This window comes from Bacillus sp. BSL6 (assembly GCF_052928345.1).
In genome coordinates, this window is sequence record NZ_JAVGCW010000002.1 from 292,716 (window position 1) to 311,214 (window position 18,499).

Annotated in this window: 20 protein-coding genes, 2 riboswitches and 1 other annotated feature; of the genes, 4 read left to right on the plus strand and 16 right to left on the minus strand. The window is 35.9% G+C overall.

Annotated features, from left to right (window positions below; translation table 11 throughout):
* The first annotated feature begins 37 nt into the window (after nucleotides 1-37).
* Nucleotides 38-1,309 (plus strand): murein hydrolase activator EnvC family protein, encoded by a 1,272-nt coding sequence (locus RCJ96_RS07675; protein WP_000726432.1) that lies wholly within the window; start codon nucleotides 38-40, stop codon nucleotides 1,307-1,309.
* Between the two features lie 101 nt (nucleotides 1,310-1,410).
* Nucleotides 1,411-1,572 carry a hypothetical protein gene (locus RCJ96_RS07680; protein WP_001095993.1) on the plus strand — a complete coding sequence of 54 codons (162 nt, stop codon included), beginning with the start codon at nucleotides 1,411-1,413 and terminating at the stop codon, nucleotides 1,570-1,572.
* Between the two features lie 30 nt (nucleotides 1,573-1,602).
* Here the strand turns inward: RCJ96_RS07680 and RCJ96_RS07685 are convergent, their stop codons facing one another.
* The 12 genes from RCJ96_RS07685 to RCJ96_RS07740 form a co-directional block, all read right to left on the minus strand.
* Nucleotides 1,603-2,958, minus strand: coding sequence for a sodium-dependent transporter (locus RCJ96_RS07685; protein WP_000665448.1), 1,356 nt, complete (start codon nucleotides 2,956-2,958; stop codon nucleotides 1,603-1,605).
* Between the two features lie 111 nt (nucleotides 2,959-3,069).
* Nucleotides 3,070-3,318, minus strand: a binding site (T-box leader).
* A 61-nt stretch (nucleotides 3,319-3,379) separates the two neighbouring features.
* A complete protein-coding gene (locus tag RCJ96_RS07690; RefSeq protein WP_000283344.1) occupies nucleotides 3,380-3,997 on the minus strand; it encodes an NAD(P)-binding protein in 618 nt (205 codons plus the stop codon).
* Nucleotides 3,972-4,727, minus strand: a complete 756-nt coding sequence (locus RCJ96_RS07695; protein ID WP_416504406.1) for a sirohydrochlorin chelatase — start codon at nucleotides 4,725-4,727, stop codon at nucleotides 3,972-3,974. Before RCJ96_RS07695 ends, RCJ96_RS07690 begins: the two co-directional genes overlap by 26 nt.
* Before the next feature lies 1 nt (nucleotide 4,728).
* Nucleotides 4,729-5,505: a uroporphyrinogen-III C-methyltransferase gene (gene cobA / locus RCJ96_RS07700; RefSeq protein ID WP_416504407.1), complete on the minus strand. Its 777-nt coding sequence runs from the start codon at nucleotides 5,503-5,505 to the stop codon at nucleotides 4,729-4,731.
* 86 nt (nucleotides 5,506-5,591) lie between these two features.
* On the minus strand, nucleotides 5,592-5,792 hold the full coding sequence (locus tag RCJ96_RS07705; protein ID WP_000366909.1) for a DUF3906 family protein: 201 nt from the start codon (nucleotides 5,790-5,792) through the stop codon (nucleotides 5,592-5,594).
* A 10-nt stretch (nucleotides 5,793-5,802) separates the two neighbouring features.
* Nucleotides 5,803-7,425, minus strand: coding sequence for a nitrite/sulfite reductase (locus tag RCJ96_RS07710; protein ID WP_074609393.1), 1,623 nt, complete (start codon nucleotides 7,423-7,425; stop codon nucleotides 5,803-5,805).
* 11 nt (nucleotides 7,426-7,436) lie between these two features.
* Nucleotides 7,437-8,030, minus strand: coding sequence for an adenylyl-sulfate kinase (cysC, locus tag RCJ96_RS07715; RefSeq protein WP_074564891.1), 594 nt, complete (start codon nucleotides 8,028-8,030; stop codon nucleotides 7,437-7,439).
* Nucleotides 8,031-8,042: 12 nt separating this feature from the next.
* Nucleotides 8,043-9,179 carry a sulfate adenylyltransferase gene (gene sat, locus RCJ96_RS07720; RefSeq protein WP_000108788.1) on the minus strand — a complete coding sequence of 379 codons (1,137 nt, stop codon included), beginning with the start codon at nucleotides 9,177-9,179 and terminating at the stop codon, nucleotides 8,043-8,045.
* Between the two features lie 38 nt (nucleotides 9,180-9,217).
* Nucleotides 9,218-9,922, minus strand: a complete 705-nt coding sequence (cysH, locus tag RCJ96_RS07725; RefSeq protein WP_000958980.1) for a phosphoadenylyl-sulfate reductase — start codon at nucleotides 9,920-9,922, stop codon at nucleotides 9,218-9,220.
* 86 nt (nucleotides 9,923-10,008) lie between these two features.
* Nucleotides 10,009-10,152 carry a YezD family protein gene (locus RCJ96_RS07730; RefSeq protein ID WP_000116161.1) on the minus strand — a complete coding sequence of 48 codons (144 nt, stop codon included), beginning with the start codon at nucleotides 10,150-10,152 and terminating at the stop codon, nucleotides 10,009-10,011.
* 72 nt (nucleotides 10,153-10,224) lie between these two features.
* Nucleotides 10,225-10,333, minus strand: a riboswitch (SAM riboswitch).
* Between the two features lie 117 nt (nucleotides 10,334-10,450).
* A complete protein-coding gene (lysA, locus tag RCJ96_RS07735; protein WP_000280639.1) occupies nucleotides 10,451-11,767 on the minus strand; it encodes a diaminopimelate decarboxylase in 1,317 nt (438 codons plus the stop codon).
* Nucleotides 11,768-11,947: 180 nt separating this feature from the next.
* A riboswitch (Lysine riboswitch) is annotated at nucleotides 11,948-12,129 on the minus strand.
* A gap of 89 nt (nucleotides 12,130-12,218) precedes the next feature.
* A complete protein-coding gene (locus RCJ96_RS07740) occupies nucleotides 12,219-12,614 on the minus strand; it encodes a DUF3888 domain-containing protein (protein WP_001228829.1) in 396 nt (131 codons plus the stop codon).
* A 254-nt stretch (nucleotides 12,615-12,868) separates the two neighbouring features.
* On the opposite strand from RCJ96_RS07740, the gene RCJ96_RS07745 reads away from it, so the two are divergent.
* Complete coding sequence (locus tag RCJ96_RS07745) at nucleotides 12,869-14,755, plus strand: LTA synthase family protein (protein ID WP_416504408.1); 1,887 nt, start codon at nucleotides 12,869-12,871, stop codon at nucleotides 14,753-14,755.
* A 294-nt stretch (nucleotides 14,756-15,049) separates the two neighbouring features.
* Nucleotides 15,050-15,751: a CDP-diacylglycerol--serine O-phosphatidyltransferase gene (pssA, locus tag RCJ96_RS07750; protein WP_000285422.1), complete on the plus strand. Its 702-nt coding sequence runs from the start codon at nucleotides 15,050-15,052 to the stop codon at nucleotides 15,749-15,751.
* A 32-nt stretch (nucleotides 15,752-15,783) separates the two neighbouring features.
* Here the strand turns inward: pssA and RCJ96_RS07755 are convergent, their stop codons facing one another.
* The 4 genes from RCJ96_RS07755 to hisE form a co-directional block, all read right to left on the minus strand.
* On the minus strand, nucleotides 15,784-16,755 hold the full coding sequence (locus tag RCJ96_RS07755; protein ID WP_416504409.1) for an NAD(P)-dependent oxidoreductase: 972 nt from the start codon (nucleotides 16,753-16,755) through the stop codon (nucleotides 15,784-15,786).
* Nucleotides 16,756-16,902: 147 nt separating this feature from the next.
* Nucleotides 16,903-17,070, minus strand: coding sequence for a YozQ family protein (locus tag RCJ96_RS07760; protein WP_000043572.1), 168 nt, complete (start codon nucleotides 17,068-17,070; stop codon nucleotides 16,903-16,905).
* A 67-nt stretch (nucleotides 17,071-17,137) separates the two neighbouring features.
* Nucleotides 17,138-18,154, minus strand: a complete 1,017-nt coding sequence (locus tag RCJ96_RS07765) for a histidinol phosphate phosphatase domain-containing protein (RefSeq protein ID WP_074609384.1) — start codon at nucleotides 18,152-18,154, stop codon at nucleotides 17,138-17,140.
* A gap of 11 nt (nucleotides 18,155-18,165) precedes the next feature.
* Complete coding sequence (hisE, locus tag RCJ96_RS07770; RefSeq protein ID WP_074609382.1) at nucleotides 18,166-18,489, minus strand: phosphoribosyl-ATP diphosphatase; 324 nt, start codon at nucleotides 18,487-18,489, stop codon at nucleotides 18,166-18,168.
* Between the last annotated feature and the right edge of the window lie 10 nt (nucleotides 18,490-18,499).

The window sequence follows — 18,499 nt, forward strand, 5'->3', positions numbered from 1 at the left end:
GATATATAACATTCATAGGGAAAGGAGCCAGACAACCATGAAAAAGAAATTTGTAGCGTTCAGCGTTTTAGCAGCAGGAACGATTTTTGCTTCCCCGTTACTTTCACCCGCATACGCTGAAACGAATCAAGATAAATTATCTAATATTCAATCTGAATTAGAAGGAAAACAAAATGACTTACAAAATAAATCAGCCGAGAAAGAACAAATAGAAAAAGAAATTCAAGAATTACAAAAGAAAATCGACGATTTAACTACTTCTATTAATAAAAACGAAGCTGAATTAAACGATACAAAAAAAGAAATTAGTAAGACACAACAAGTAATTACTGAAAAAAAGAAACATATAGAGCAATTACAAACAAACATAGATACGCGTCAGGAAGTTATTAAGCAACGACTGCAATCTATGCAAGAAAAACCTCGCACAAATATCATTACGGAAGTATTAACAAATTCTGCAAACATTGCTGATCTTGTTGATAATATGTACTCTGTCAGTTTAATTTTAAATAATGATACTGATATTGTGAAAAAACAAACAAATGACCAAGATGCTGTGACGAAAGAAAAAGAGGCTGTTGAGAAAAAAGAGCAACAACTGAAAGAATCCGAGCAAAAATTAGAACAAAAACAACAAGAATTACAAAACAACCAACAACAGCAACAAACTCTTATTAGCGATCTACATACGAAAGTAGCAAAAGTAGATTCAGAGATTGAAGGATTAGAAGAATCTAAAGGCATTTTAGAAAATCAGCGTCAAGCTGTTCAAAAGGCAATTGAAGAAGAAAAACGCGCAGAAGAAGCTCGTAAAGCTGAGGAAGCTCGCAAGGCGGAAGAAGCTCGTAAACAAGCTGCTACATCTGCTCAAACAGCTCAAGCGGTCCCAACACCACACGATACAAACATCGGAGGATTTATTAAACCAGCAGCTGGATCAAAAACTTCTGGTTTTGGCGTACGCTCTATAGATAACCATAAAGGAATCGATATCGCTGCTTCAGGAACTGTTCCAATTATTGCCGCTGCAGATGGCGTTGTTATTCGCTCAGAATTATCATCTAGTTACGGAAATGTTGTGTACTTATCTCACCGTATTAACGGAAAAACATATACAACAGTATATGCTCATATGAGTAGCCGTTCTGTATCAAATGGACAAACTGTAAAACAAGGAACTCAACTTGGATTTATGGGGAATACTGGCCAATCATACGGACAACATTTACACTTCGAACTTCATCTTGGAGAATGGAATGTCGGCAAGACAAACGCAGTTGATCCATCTCCTTATATAGGATTATAAAAAAACTCGGTGCATACCGAGTTCTTTTATTTCCACTTCACACACTATAGGCATTCTACATAGACTATAACTAAATGCCTATAGTTTACGGGGTGAATTATATGAATACACAATTACAGCAAGAAATACAAGAAGCTAGAGAGACTTTTATTGGCCGGATATTTACATTTGGTGGCTCAGTTTTATTTTTAATCGGATCATTCCTCGCAGTCATCACAGCCTACAAAGCATATAATCGCTTACTAAATACACCTACAACATAATAAAAAGACGGAGATTTCTCCGTCTTTTTATTATGCAAACATTTTAAATACACCTATCACATTTAAAAACACAATAATTACAGTTACTGGAATAACATAACGAAGTAAGAAGAACCAAATATTAAATAATGTTTTCCCTTTCGTTTCCGTAACTTCTAATTCTTTCATTAACATTTCTTTACTCATTTTATTTGGTACGAATAGCGAAATAGCTAGTACCCCTAACGGCAGCAATACGTTACTTACTGAGAAGTCGACTAAGTCAAAGAATGTTTTCCCAAATATTTTCACATCACTCATAATACCAAACGATAACGCTGACGGAATTCCAACCGCAAAAATTAGAATACCAATTAATAATGATGCTGACGGACGCTTTTTCTCATTATCTTTCGCAACAGATGCTACTACAATTTCAAGCATGGAAATCGCAGATGTTAGCGTTGCAAAGAAGAATAACACCAAAAACATAATGAAGAAAAATTGTCCAAATGGTATTTTCGCAAATACCGCTGGAAGGACGATAAATAGTAACCCCGGTCCTTCAGTCGGCTTAACACCTAATGCGAAAATCGCTGGAAAAATCGCTAATCCTGCAAGTACTGTAATAAAAACAGTTAAACTTACAATAGATGTTGCTGATTTTGCTAAATGTTCTTCTTTCTTCAAATAAGAACTATACGTGACCATTACCGAGGCCCCAACTGTTAGCGAGAAGAATGATTGTCCCATCGCGTATAAAATCGTATCTGCTGTCAGCTTTGAAAAATCTGGTTTTAAGAAGAACTCTACCCCAGCAAAAGCACCATCCAGTGTTAACGCACGAACAATAATTGCAATAAACAAAATAAATAATAGCGGCATCATATACTTACTTGCTTTTTCTATCCCTTTCTCTACACCTTTACTTACAACAAAAATCGTACAAAGCATAAAGACAAATTGCGCTCCAATCGCGCTTACTGGATTTGAAATCGTCTCACCGAATAATTGCCCATAATCAGTCACTCCATTCCAGAAACTTCCTGTCACACTATAGTATAAGTAAAGTAAAATCCATCCACCTACAACACTATAAAAAGATAGTACACTAAAACAAGTAACAACTCCCATACGACCAATCCAAGGATATAACTTGCTATTTGGCACCAATACTTTATACGCTGTAACTGCCTCTTTTTGCGTACTACGTCCAATAACAAATTCAGCTAAAAGGAGTGGCATACCTATAAATAAAGTTAATAGTAAAAATACAAGGAAGAATGCGCCTCCCCCGCCATTACCTGCAACATATGGAAATTTCCATATTGCACCAAGACCTACTGCGGCTCCGGCTGCTGCGAGTACAAAGCCTATTTTCGACGTCCATTGCTGTGTTTCTTTCATCATAAATTCTCCTTTTCTGAATATTTAAACTTTTATTAATTATACACTTTCATTTCATACTCGCACACCTCCTTTAGAAAATAAAAAAGTCCCCTACACGCAAATATGCATGTAGAGGACGATATATGTAATGTTAATACCGTGGTACCACCTCAATTGGATTGACAAATCCCACTTGTTCAAGTACAGGAAAAACTCCGATACTCTATCCTTTTAACGGCGGAACCCGGGTTGCCTACTACAATGTTCAACATACCTCTCGCAAGCCCATTCTGTATATTTTATCGTACCGGGCTCACACCTTACCCCAGCTCTCTGAACGTATCAAATATACATACTCTTCTTGCTCATCGATTTCATCTATTGAAGTTACTTGTGATTATAAATTATATTTTTATAGTTGTAAAGTACAATTTACTCATTATCCTATATGAACTCTTCTCTCTAATTCTTGTAAAAACAATTCTCTTTTTTGTTCATTTTGAACATATATCGACTTCAATACCTCTTGCAACAATATATTTCTCTCTCTTTTCTCTATTTGTAATTCTTTCACCTTTATTCTAACTTCGTATAAAAAATCAAGATACGATTCATACGTCTCATCATATTTATTTGCGATATCATCTCGAATTTTTTTTGCAAGTTTTGGGCTCGCTCCACCAGTAGAAACAGCCACATTCAGTAATCCACGATGAATCGCTGCCGGAAAATGAACATTACCACTTTCCGGATTCGTAATAACATTTACTAATTGATTCTCTGCGACATCTTCAGCAATTTGTTCATTCAATACAGCATCACTACTCGCTGCAACAACTAAAAAGGCGTCTTTAATATCACTTTTTTCATACTCCCTTTGATACCAACGAATTTTCTTTTCTTCTACAAGTTTCACTAAATTTGCATCCAATTCAGGACTTACCACGACTATATCTGCACCTTGTTTGAGTAAAGGAATAATTTTGAATCCCGCGACTTTCCCTCCACCAATGACAACAACACGTTTCTTCTCAACTCGCACTGTAAGTGGATACATATTGATCTCCCTTCAATAATTTCTTCGTTTTCTGAATTAACATATACTGAAACGCTTCATTCTTCCCTAAATATGGACTTATTTTTATCTCATCTAGCTCATATTGGCGTACTTCTTTTTCAATATGCTTCATAAGCAAACCTGTAAATAACAAGTAAGGCAGTACAACGATATTCTTTTCTTTTCGTTCTACAACTTCCTTTAACTTCTCCTCAAATTTCGGCTCGGCAGCTGCTAAATAACAAACTTCTACTTTTTTAATTTTCTCTTCCGTTTGAAATAAAGAAGCGATCCAGTTTATATCTTTTAGTACTTCAGGATCACTGCTCCCTCTTGCAACGAGAAGTAACGTCACTTCATTCTTATCTTCCTGTTCAATGCCACTTCCGCTATACACCGATTTAACAAGTGTTTCTGATACACCAAACGGATTACCATAGGTCACTTTAACATTCAAAAATTGATTAGTTAACTTTTCCAATTCAAACGGGATATCTTTTTTCACATGACCTGCCGCTAATAAAAAAACTGGAATAACAATAATCTCTGTAGCACCACGCTTCACACATGTACGGAACCCTTCATCAATAGTTGGACTCGCTAACTCTAAAAAACAAATTTCTTGAATATTTGCCTCTACACGGTTCATACATGACGTAATAAATGCAACCGCTTCTTCTTTCGCTTCTTTCAAGCGACTTCCATGACATATATATAAGATGGCTTTCATTTTATAACACTCCACTTACTTGATACGTACTTTCTGCCTGTTTCTCAAACCAATGAATTTTTTCTCTAAAACGGACGACTTCTCCAATTACAATCATGCTTGGATTTTGAATTTGTTCTTTTTTCGCAACATCTACAATTGTTCCTAACGTCCCAACAACTGTGCGCTGCATAGATGTCGTTCCCCGCTCAATAATAGCAGCAGGCGTACTTTTATCTTTTCCATGCTTTATCAGTTGTTCACATATGTAGGGTAAATTGCTAACCCCCATATATACAGCTAAAGTCTCTACACCTTTCGCTAAATTTTCCCACTTCACTTCCTCTTCAGCATCTTCTTTTCTATGCCCTGTCACAATAGCAAAACTTGCACTTGCATCACGATGTGTCACTGGAATACCAGCATAAGCAGGAGCAGCTATTCCAGCTGAAATACCAGGAACGATTTCAAACGGTACACCTTGCTTTGCTAACGCTTCAGCTTCTTCTCCTCCTCTACCAAATACAAATGGATCCCCACCTTTTAGCCTCGTTACAACTTTTCCTTTTTTCGCATATTTAATAAGAAACGTGTTAATTGTCTCTTGCTTCATCGTGTGATAATTTGGTAGTTTTCCGCAATAAATTAAATCCGCTTCAGGCTTTGCATAAGAAAGCAATTCTTTATTCACGAGACGGTCGTATAAAATAACATCTGCTTTCTCAATGCATTTCAATCCTTTTACAGTAATTAAATCTGGATCACCAGGGCCCGCTCCAACGATATATACTTTTCCCATCATCTCTCCTCATTTCTACTATTAAAGTGAAACTTCCATCCTTATATAGGAATGGAAGTTTTCATTTCTTCATATTTCAATGTTCCTTACTCATGAATAACAAAGGCTGCGCTTTTTCGAATCTTCTTTTTTTCAAATAAAGCAATCTCCTTTACTTCTGGTAACGGTAAAAAATGTTTTTCAAGCTCAATCTCCGCCATCTTAAATGCCTTTTCTTCACTTTCAGCAACAACAACAATTGGAACAATACTATTCTCTAATACCGCTTCAAATCGATATAAATCCATATTGCCCCTCCTAAGACGCTATTACTTCTTCTAACACGTTATTTAACGCTGTTTGTAATGTCTCTACACCAACACGGCCTACGAAATCATAAAACGTTTCAGCTGGTAATTTATTTTCTTTGAAATAACTTATAAATGATGCGAGTACATCAGGTAGATCCTCGCCATCTATTTTTCCTTTTAACTTTTGATTATAAGCACCACCATCTAACAGCGTTCCACCTACATATATTTCAAAGGCTTCAACAATTCCTTTTTCCTTCGTTTTCATTTTTACACCTTGTAATCCAATGTCAGCAATTTGACGTTGACCACATGAATTCGGGCATCCTACCATATGAATACGAACCGGAACATCGAGTGCAATTTGTGTATCTAAGTATTCGGCAATTTTTCGTAATCTTTCTTTCGTTTCTACTAATGCAAGATTGCAATATTCAATACCAGTACAAGAAACCGCGTGACCAATAAACGATTTCGGATTTGCTGATATCGCTTCAAACAACGGCTCATTTAGTAAGCCAGTTACATTTTCTGGCGGAACATTCGGAATAATGAAGTTTTGTGAATTACATGTACGAATTTGTCCATTTCCATATTGTTTAGCAATTCTTGCAATCTCAAACATTTCTTCTGCATGTAGGCGTCCTACCGGCACATTAAAACCTACATATTTTAGTCCCTCTTGTTTTTGGTCTTGGACACCATAAAAGTATCCCGCATTCCAGCCTTTAAGAGCACTTTCTCCTTTACTTTGTAATGGTCCTGTATATTCTATTAGTTTCTCTTTAAACTTCTCTGCTCCCCAGTCTGCAACAAGAAATTTCAAACGAGCTAAATGACGTTTTTCACGATATCCAAAATCACGGAATATCGTAGCAATTGCAATCGCTACCGCCTTCACTTCTTCTGGCAAAACGAATACATCTAATTCATCAGCTAAATATGGACGAGCCGATAACCCACCGCCTACTTTTATATGAAAACCAACTTTTTTCTCACCATCTATTTCTTTCGTAGCAGGTGTAAATGCAACACAGTTAATCTCTGCGTTTGCTGCGTTATAAATGTTAGAACTAATAGACATTTTAAATTTACGTGGTAAGTTAGAAAACTCTTCATTATGTTGGAAGTAGTCATATACCTCTTTCACAATATGCGTTGTATCAAATAATTCATTTGCATCAATGCCAGCAAGTGGATTTCCCGTAATATTACGCGTTATATCACCACACGCCCCAGCTGAAGATAACCCAACTCTTGCTAATCTTTTAAAAATATCTGGAATTTGATGAATTTCTAACCAATGAAACTGAATCGCCTGTCTTGTCGTAATATCGATTACGTCACGTCCATAATCCTCAGCGATAGAAGCAAGCACTTCTGCCTGTGCATTCGTAATAATGCCAGAAGGAATATTTACGCGCATCATAAAATAACCCGCTTCTTTCGGTCTTTGTAAATACAACCCTGCCCATTTGAATGCGTCCCACTCTTCTTTCGGAATAGATTCGAAGCCATTCTCTGCATAGTAAGGAATATCATTAAAGATTTCCAATCCATCTTTTTTTAATTTATTTTTCTCAGTTTGATTTAATTTTTCATTGTTAGCCCATACTTTTTCATAACTCATTTTTTATCCCCCTATATAAAACTACGCTCTTGTAAGTATTTCACGATTTGTTCTGCACATTCTTCAATAGAATACTTATTCGTTTCTACAATTAATTCCGCTTTTTCTGGTTCCTCATACGGTGAATCGATACCTGTAAAGTCTTTAATATCACCTTTTCTTGCTTTTTTATAAAGCCCTTTCGGATCACGTTTCTCACACTCTTCAATTGGACATTTTACAAACACTTCTATAAATTCATCTGTAGCCAATAGATCTCTAACTTGTTTTCGATCTACTCGAAACGGTGAAATAAACGCTGTAAGAACAACAGTACCTTGATCTACAAATAGCTTCGCCACTTCGCCAATCCGTCTTATATTTTCCATACGATCACTTTCAGAAAAGCCTAAGTCTTTATTTAAACCGTGGCGTATATTATCTCCATCAAGTACATAGTTTCCAATATTCTTTTCAAATAGTTTACGAGCAACCGCGTTCGCTACTGTAGATTTACCCGAAGCTGATAAACCAGTAAACCAAATTACAAAACTATGATGCCCATTCTTCACTCTTCTCTCATCTTTTGAAACAGAAGCTGTATGCCAAGTAATATTCGTATCCATCTCATTCTCTCCCTATTCTGTTACTACTTCTTTTTTCAAACCTTTAATTAGTACCTCTACTACCTCTTTACGACTAAATGTACTTGGCGGAATCTCACCGTTTCTTAATAGTTCTCTTACTTTCGTACCCGATAAAATAACATGATCTTCTTTTCCGTGCGGGCATGTTTTTGTCGAAGCCATCGCTTCACATTTCGTACAGTAAAAACTATGTTCAAAAAATAACGGTGTAATCCCTAACTCTTCCACTGTAAAGTTTGTAAAAATTTCTTGTGCTTCATAAGTTCCGTAATAATCTCCTACCCCAGCATGATCGCGCCCTACGATAAAGTGGGTACATCCAAAATTTTTTCTAACTAATGCATGGAATATTGCTTCCCTCGGTCCTGCGTAACGCATTGCCGCAGGAAATACACTTAAAAAGACACGATCTTTCGGATAATAGTTTTGAAGTAATACTTCATAGCTTTCCATCCGTACATCAGCTGGAATATCGTCCGATTTTGTTTCCCCAACGAGCGGATTTAAAAAGAGTCCATCTACAATTTCAAGAGCAGATTTTTGAATGTATTCATGGGCACGATGCACCGGGTTCCTCGTTTGAAATCCTACTACTGTTTTCCAACCACGTTTTTTAAATTCTTCTCTCGTTTCAATTGGGTCTAAATGATAAGAAGGAAACGGATTATTTTCAAAGCGTTTCGTAAGAACAATAGCCCCACCGACATAAACGTTCGGTCGTTCATATAATTTTTTCACTCCCGGATGAGCCTCATCCGTCGTTTTATATACTAGTAACGCTTCTTTTTCCTTATCAGGCACAAAAATATCTTCTATTTGAATGACACCATATACATTTCCACCGTTAACAAGTTTTACTTCCTCTCCAACTTTTAGCGTCTCTGCTACTTCTTCTGTTACTGGTAATGTAATTGGTATACTCCAAACACTCCCATTAGCTAAACGAAGCGTTTCTACAACCGAATCATAATCTTTCTTTCCTAAAAAACCAGTAAGCGGGCTATATCCCCCTGTCGCTAATAGTTCTAAATCACTTAACGCAATATTATCTAGCCCAATTTCTTTTTCAATTTGTAATACGTCATATGTCTCGTCTACACGGTTTACTAATTCGTTTACTGTACTCATGTTCTATATCCCCTCTTAGTTTTATTTCAAGATTCATCTTATTGATAATGAAGACCACATTCAGTTTTCACTTTCCCAGCCCATCTACCATCTCTTGAATCGCCACCCTCTCCTACAGGCAACGTACACTTCTCACACCCAATACTTGGATATCCAATATCATGTAATGGGTTATACGGCAAGCTATGCTTGTATACATATCGCCATACCTCTTTCCACGTCCAATGAATGAGCGGACAAACTTTAATAGATTGAAAGCGATGATCTTGATTTATAAACTTTGTATGCTTACGCGTTTCTGATTGTTCCCTCCTCAACCCCGATATCCACGCTTTTTCATTCGCTAATGATTCTTCTAGCGGTAAAATTTTCCTAATCTTACAACAAAGATTAGGATTGCTTTCCCATAGCTTGTTACCATGCAATTTGGCTTGTTCATCAAGTGTAAGTTTTGGCTGTTTTTCTATAATATTTAATGAAGGAAATCGTTCTCGTACTTTTTGAATTAATTCATACGTTTCTTGAAAATGAACATTTGTATCCAAAAATACAACTTTAGCAGATGGATTTACTTGGTTAATAAGATGCAGTAGTACCATCCCTTCCACTCCGAAGCTACATGCGTATACAATTTCATTTTCATATTCTTTATACGCCCAACTTAATACTGATAGCGCGCCTTTCGTTTCATCTTCTTCTGAAAATGAAATATCATTTTCTTCCCACGTTTCATACGTCAACATGTTTTTTCCCCCTGTAAAAGCAAAAAGACGGTTTTAACCTAATAAAATAGGTTAAAACCGCCTCTAGTTTTTCTAGTCAGCGCTTTTTACTTTAAACGTACTTTTTCACTTTTCTCTAATTGAATGACTTTTCCATCTTGCACAACAATTGTAATTGAACCATATTTCATATCAGCAAGCATCGCTTCAATTTTCTCAGATACTTCCTCAAAATGTTCCCGTACGCTCACGCGAACAGCCCCCCTTTTTATTCATAAAAAAAATCTTTCCCATTTCGAAAAGACTGTTCGGTAATATATTTTACCTTATCTTTCAAAATGGATTCCATTTTGCTGGATTTAGCACCTTGCTTTCTATAAGCAGGTTGCCGAGCTTCGCCGGGCCAGTTCCCTCCGCTTCTCTTGATAAGCTTTGTATTTGTATTTTATCACAATTCTGATTTTTTTCAATCCTAGTTTTCCGATATATTTTAATTATTTTATTTTACAAAAAAGGAATTGCCCATCCGAACAACTCCTTTTTCCTCATTTAAACAAGTTCTTTAATACGTATGCGATCGTTCCCAATAATATTTTCATATGTTTCGCGCTCTACAACAATTTGTGATGTACCGCCTTTCACGAAGACGACAGCTGGTCTACGAATCCGATTATAATTATTCGCCATCGAGTACCCATATGCCCCTGTACAAGAAATCGCTAGTAAATCGGCAGAGGCAACTTTCGGTAAAGTAATATCCCAAATTAACATATCTCCACTCTCACAGCATTTCCCTGCAATCGAAACAACTTCCTCGTTCTCATCATTCCCTCGATTCGCTAACATCGCTTCATAACGAGCGTTATATAAAGCAGGTCTTAAGTTATCAGTCATCCCACCATCCACTGATACATATTTCCGAATACCAGGAATGTCTTTCACAGATCCGACTGTATAAAGTGTCGTTCCGGCATCACCTACAATACTACGGCCTGGTTCAACCCATATTTCTGGCAATGGATAATTACATAACGTAAATTGTTCTCTCACCGCACTTGTTACAGCTCGCACATACGTCTCAAGAGTTAATGGTGTATCGGACTCTGTGTAGCGTATTCCGAATCCTCCCCCTACATTTAGCACTTTTACTACATAATTTGTTCGCTCTCTCACTGCTTCTAAAAATTGACGAAGAACTTCAATCGCTCGCACAAAGCCAGCCGTTTCAAATATTTGTGATCCGATATGTGAATGAATTCCTAACACGTTATAATTTGATTTTTGTAAAGCAAGCTCAATTGCCTGCATCGCTTGACCATTTGACACGCCAAATCCAAATTTTGAATCATCTTGACCTGTTGTAATATATTCATGTGTATGCGCCTCTACTCCGGGCGTTACACGAATTAATATGTTCACAAATTTCCCATGTTGCACTGCTAAATCATGCAAAATTTCTAATTCTAAGAAGTTATCTACGACAAAACAACCAATATTCGCCTGAAGAGCCATCACAATTTCTTCATCTGTTTTGTTATTGCCATGAAAATGAATGCGCGATGCAGGAAATCCTGCTTGTAGTGCAGTATATAATTCTCCTCCAGAAACAACATCTAATGACATATTCTCTTCACGAGCTACTCGGCACATCTCCATGCACAAGAACGCCTTGCTTGCATATGCTACTTGATAAGAGAACCCACTTTCTTTAAAAGCACGATGAAACGCGCGGCACTTTCCTCGAATTGACTCTTCATCGTATACATAAAGTGGTGTTCCATATTGTTTTGCTAGCTGCGTCGTGTCGCACCCTCCAATTTCTAAGTGTCCTTGCCCATTAATTCGGCTTGTGCCGTGTAAATACATTTGAATTCCTCCCTTATTTCCTCTAAAACTCATAACCCCAATCTTCTATTCATTGCAGCACGCTTTTAGATAGACAAAAAACGCGCGGAACAATGTTCACACGCGTTTCTTATTAGGAAAAATATATATTGAAAAAATAAACGAGTTGTTATCTCCTCAAAATAAGAAACCGCATCAACATCTCCAAATAGCTCTCCATAAAATAAATCTTATGACAGTACTACATTTATTCAATGCAGTCCCAATATATGAATAAGATGGTTATTCTTATATTTCGGCAATAGTCCCTTTCAACCTATGATCACAGATTCCATTAAATCTCCCATAGCTTACTCTTTCCTATCGCGGCCTCTACCTTTGAGAGTAGATGAGGTAAGTCTATTTAATTTTCAAACATCTAATTGTTGCTATTAACAATACCAAAGGACCATTTTATTTGTCAAACAATTTTTTATATTGCTTTTTGACAGTTTAGTTTCGTATCGTTTGGTAAGCGCTTTACTGAAACCTTTGTCACTTCCCATTCACCTTCTTCGTTATTAAATGTAATCGTTACCTTCTCAAATGGTGGCGCAATTTTCCCTGCAACACGTTCATACTTAGTCACTTCAATACTCGCTTGAAATAAATATGTACCGCTATACACTTTTTTTAAACTAATAATTTTCGGGCATTGATAAGGCTTCAAGCTCCCATATTGTTTTTCGATTGCTTTATTTATTTTCGGAAATAACACAGAATAAAGGGCATCTTCCATAAGAGGTGCATCATACTCTGCTACCGACACACTTGGTGAAGCAAAAAGTATAACACTACTGCATACTATAAAATATAATAATTTTCGCATTATAACCTCCATATTGTTACACGATTCTTTCCGCGCACGATAATAATCATACATAGAAACTCCATTTTATTGTCTCCTACTGCCCTTTTTCTACTCAATTGTTATAAAAAAGTCCACAACTCTCTTTTATTTTCGTATAATGATACTCATAGTATAATAAACATAATAATAAAGGACTGTTCGTATATATAAAATGAGGCGCTAATCAAATAGGCCCACAAGAACCGTCATGCTTTTTAGGAGAGGAGTATATTATGCTACAACGTCTGTTTCCAAAACTGCGATTCGCACTCGTTGCAGTCGTTTTATTATGGATAAAAACATATATTGTGTACAAGCTAGCGTTTGATATTAAAATTGATAATTTCTTTGAAGAATTTATGCTTTTTATGAATCCACTAGCTGCGTTACTTTTATTTTTCGGTTTTGCATTATTTGCATCTAAACACCGAAATCGCATTATAGTTGGAATTAGTTTTATACTGTCATTCATTTTATTTGGAAATGCAATGTTTTATGGGTTTTATAACGATTTCGTTACGTTCCCAGTATTATTTCAAACAAATAATATGGCTGATTTAGGGACGAGTATAAAAGAACTCTTTACGTATAAAACATTACTGTTATTCGCAGATGCGATCATCTTAATGTTTCTTTCGCGTAAATTCCCATCATTTTGCGACAAAACGCCGCTTTCTCGCTCTGAGAAGAGAACTTTCTTTAGCGGTGTAACAGCTCTATTAGCACTACAAATTGTTGTTTCTGTTATTTATAAACCACAAATGTTCTCACGCTCATTCGATCGTCAAACTGTCGTGAAAAATTTAGGTTTATACACATATCATCTATTTGATATTACACTGCAATCAAAATCTTCAGCTGAACGTGTATTTGCAAGTGGGGACGGGTTCTCTGAAATTAAAAACTATACAGACTCAAAAGATAAGCAAGTTGATAAGAACTTATTTGGATCTGCAAAAGGTAAAAATGTCATTTTGATTTCAATGGAATCTACACAAAGTTTTGTTATTAATAAAAAAATAAATGGAAAAGAAATTACTCCATTTTTAAACGAATTTATTAAAGATAGTTTTTATTTCGATAACTTTTATCATCAAACAGGACAAGGTAAAACTTCTGATGCTGAATTTATCGTTGAAAATTCACTTTATCCGTTAGACCGCGGTTCTGTATTCTTTACTCACGCAACAAATGAATATACAGCTACACCAGAACAATTAAAGAAATACGGATATTCTTCTGCTGTCTTCCATTCAAATGATAAAGCGTTTTGGAATCGGGATGTAATGTATCCTGCACTTGGATATGATCGTTACTTTAATTTAAATGATTACGTAGGCACAGAACAAATGTCAGTCGGTTGGGGATTAAAAGATAAGGAGTTCTTTGAACAATCTATTCCAAAGTTAAAATCCTTACCACAGCCGTTCTATACAAAATTCATTACTTTAACAAATCATTTTCCATTTCTTCTAAATCCAGAAGATCAATATGTTGATGAGTTTAATTCGGAAAGTGGCGTTGTAAACCGTTACTTCCCAACCGTTCGTTATACGGATGAAGCTCTTAAACAATTTATTAAACAATTAAAAACAGAAGGACTGTATGACAACTCTGTTATTGTCATTTACGGAGATCATTACGGTATTTCTGAAAACCATAACGCAGCTATGGCTCAGTTCCTTGGGAAAGACGCTATTACACCATTTGATTCTATGCAATTACAACGCGTCCCTCTCATTATTCATGTACCTGGTCAAGAAGGAAAAGTCATTTCTAAAGTGTCTGGTCAAATTGATATTAAACCAACGCTACTTCATTTACTTGGTATTAAAACAAATAAATCAGTTGAATTTGGAACTGACTTATTTATTAAAGAAGAAGATCCACTTATGGTAATGCGTGATGGTAGCTTCGTTTCGGAAGATTATGTGTATACAAAAAACATGTGCTATAAACGAAACACAGGTGAAGAAGCAGACATCTCATTATGTCAACCGAATATTGAAAAAGCAAAAACAGAATTGAAACTTTCCGACAAACTCATTTATGGAGATTTGTTACGTTTCGATCCTAACAATCAGTATAAAACTGGAACTATGATAACGAACTTTGAATAATACAAGAAGAGGCTGTCCCAAAAAGTGCTTTTTAGCCAAAATCGAATAAAAAGTGAAGGGCAGAAATGTTAATTTTATAACGTTTCTGCCTTTTCAATTTCATGTGATCTTACTTCGAAAGAGGCTTATGAGACAGCCCCTTCTTTTTTCACTTATTTTTCAAATCATTCTGATATGAAATCTTTCACAAATTGGGAATTTCTTTCGTGTGAAGAAGAAATTTATGGTATGATAAAATAAGTAAACTTTCATACACTAATTAAGAATTTATTACAGAAAGCAAGGGATCAGATTTTGTATAGAGCAGCTATTCCAAACTTATTTACGCTCGGAAATTTATATAGTGGATTCTTGTCAATCGGCTATGCATCTTTAGGATATTATAAATCAGCTGCTATTTTAGTACTTATCGGGATGATGTTAGATAGTCTTGATGGGCGTGTTGCTCGTTTATTACGTGTTGATTCACAAATGGGAAAAGAGCTTGACTCGCTTGCGGATGTCGTAACATTTGGTGCAGCACCTGCTGTTCTCATGTATTACACATCTTTCTCTAATTATGGAATCATCGGACTATACATAGCGGGGCTATTCCCTCTTTTCGGAGCATATCGTTTAGCACGATTTAATGTAACACCATCTTCTACTTCAATGAAATATTTCACTGGGGTACCGATTACAGCAGCGGGAGGGCTTGTTGCTTTCTTAACATTATTTTCACATACCATTCCAAAAATCGTTCTTATTACAGTATTTGTAACGTTCGCATTTTTAATGGTGAGCCGCATTCGTATCCCAAGTTTAAAAGATGTACCAATTCCACGATATAGCATCATTATTACACTATTTTTAGTGGGCATCATTATCACAATGTACCAAACAGGGTTCGGTAATTTTTCTGTTTTCTTATTCATTGCTATTCCACTATATATTTTGTACATGCTATCTCAATTCCTTAGACAAAGACCATCAAAAAGAGCAAATAAAGAAAAATAAAAAGAAACCTTCCGATTCCGGAAGGTTTCTTTTTATTTTGTAACGAATACTTTTTGATTGACAGGCGTTATAGCTTCTTCGCCATTTAATACAGCTAAAATATTTCTTACCGCCATTTCAGCCATCGCATCACGCGTTTCGAATGTTGCATTTCCTACGTGAGGAGCAAGTACCACATTCTTTAATCCTTTTAGCTCTTCAGTAATTTTCGGCTCAAATTCAAACACGTCAAGAGCTGCCCCTTCAATTTCATTTGTTTTTAAAGCATGAGCAAGTGCCGCTTCATGCATAATTGGTCCACGTGAAGCATTTATAATATACGCTGTTTTCTTCATCATTTTAAACTGTTCTTCATCAATCATATGGTGCAATTTCGGATTATACGCACAGTTAATTGTAATAAAGTCTGCTGTTTGTAATAATTCTTCCAATGTTACATATGTTGCTTCCAGTTCACTTTCAGCTTCAGGCTTTCGATTTGGTCCTGTATATAAAACATTCATTCCAAACGCTTTCGCACGCTTTGCAACTGCCTTTCCGATTTCTCCAAGGCCGATAATTCCAATTGTCTTACCATGTACTTCGCGGCCTAAGAAAAATAACGGTGCCCATCCGTTAAATCCAGTTGTACGACATAACGTATCACCTTCAGGAATTCTACGTGCAGCTGCCAAAAGAAGTGCGAATGTTAATTCTGCTGTCGCTTCCGTTGATACTTTCGGTGTATTCGTTACCGCAATCCCTTTTTCTCCAGCATACAAGTAATCAATATTATCGTAACCAGCACCGTAGTTTGCAACAATCTTCAAATTAGATGCCGCATCAATCACTTCTTTTGTCACCTTTGTAGAAAGTAGGCTTAACAATGCATCTTTGTCTTTTACACGCTCTGTTAATTCATCTAAAGAAATTAACTCCTCTTTATCATACATTTCTACATCATGATCTTTTAATAGTTCTAATCCGATTTCGGGAATTTTTCCTGCTACTAATATTTTGGCCACTATACTAACACCTCTTCTATACAAAATAGGATATCTCTTATCTTTCATTGTAAGAAATCCACATATAAAAACCAAGGAATTTGATTATAGTTTTGAAAATCGACACTTTTCCATGAAAAAAGAGGAGATGCAAGTCTCCCCCTCTTCTTATGCTTTTTCTTGCGATTGTTTTCCAAGCTTCACATCGATCGTTCCTTCTGCAACTGTATCACTAATTTGTTCCTCAATAACGGATTGAGATGTAGCATTCGTTTCAGAAGTATACGCTTGTTGCTGTGCACCTTGTACATTTTGTTTATTTTGCTGTTTCGACATTTCTTACCCTCCTTTTTATTCTTTCTTATTTTGAACAAAAAGGAAGGTTTTCATCAAAAAATCGTGATCATTTTGAAATTGTTACTTCTTCTAGTAATCTCATCGTTCGGACTCGTTTCGTAAATGTAGCTAAGTGAGCAATATCATGATTACGTAACGTCTTTATATTCTCTTCCACATATTTTCCTAAATCATTCGGATAATGAGCATCTGAAGAGAGTGTAATCGGAACTTCGTGTTTAGCTAATACTTGTAAATATAGCGGACTCGGACACATTTCGCGCACAGGATAGCGATAGTACAATCCCGCATTTATTTCCGTTGCTGTATTTGTTTCTACTAATGCACGCGCAATTTTCTTATAATAAGAAAGTTGTTCATTCTCATCTAATCGATAATTAAATACTTTTATGTTGTCAAGATGAGCAATAATATCAAATAACTCAGAACGAACTGCGCACTCAACCGTTTTGAAAAACGTATCATATAAAGCATATAAGTCATGTTCCTTAAAATATTCTTTCGTATCTGGATTATCAAATCCCCAGCCATTTAAAAAATGAACAGAACCAATTACATAATCAAAATCTCCTAATGCGAGCAAAGATTGTAATTGTTGTTCACCACCAATAAAATAATCTGCTTCAATTCCAAGTTTAAGCGTAACACCTCTTTTACTCCACCGTTCTTTCGCCCCTTCAATTGCCTTTGTAAAATCATGTAGTGAAGCTACCCTTACTTGGTCTAACCATTCCTTTTGTAAACGTCCAAGCTCCGAATCACTAATATCAACATATGCTTCATAGTATTCTTTCGCTTCATAAAAACGATATAAATGATCGACAATACCAACTTCTTTTATCCCTTTTCGCAAAGCTTCTTCTAAATATAAATCAATCCATTTCGTTGTAAATGGCCCTTCATTCACACGTCTTTGCAGGCGTTCTTGTGTTTTCACAAGCCATTCCATAGAATGTTTTTCTTCTTTTAGCGGTTCATAATGTTGTAATGATTCATTTATTTTAGCTAGCCATCCTATTGAATATGGCCCTTCTTCTAAATGAATGTGATAATCCACCTTCATACATATTCCTCCTATAATGTATCTATTTCTCTTCTGTCCCCTACTCTCGAAAGCTTCCCATTTCTTTCTGTCACTTCCTCCATAATATCTTCTAATGATATATTTTTTTCGGCTAATAAAACGAAGCAGTGATACATTACATCCACCATTTCTTTCACTAGCTCTTCGTTATCATTATTTTTGGATGCAACAATTACTTCCGTACATTCCTCACCAATTTTCTTTAAAATTTTATCTTCTCCTTTTGAAAACAAGTAATTTGTATATGATTCAGAAAGTGGATTTCTCTTTCGTTCTTTAATTGTTTCGAATAGTAATGTAAAGGCGTTTTTCATATGTATCCCC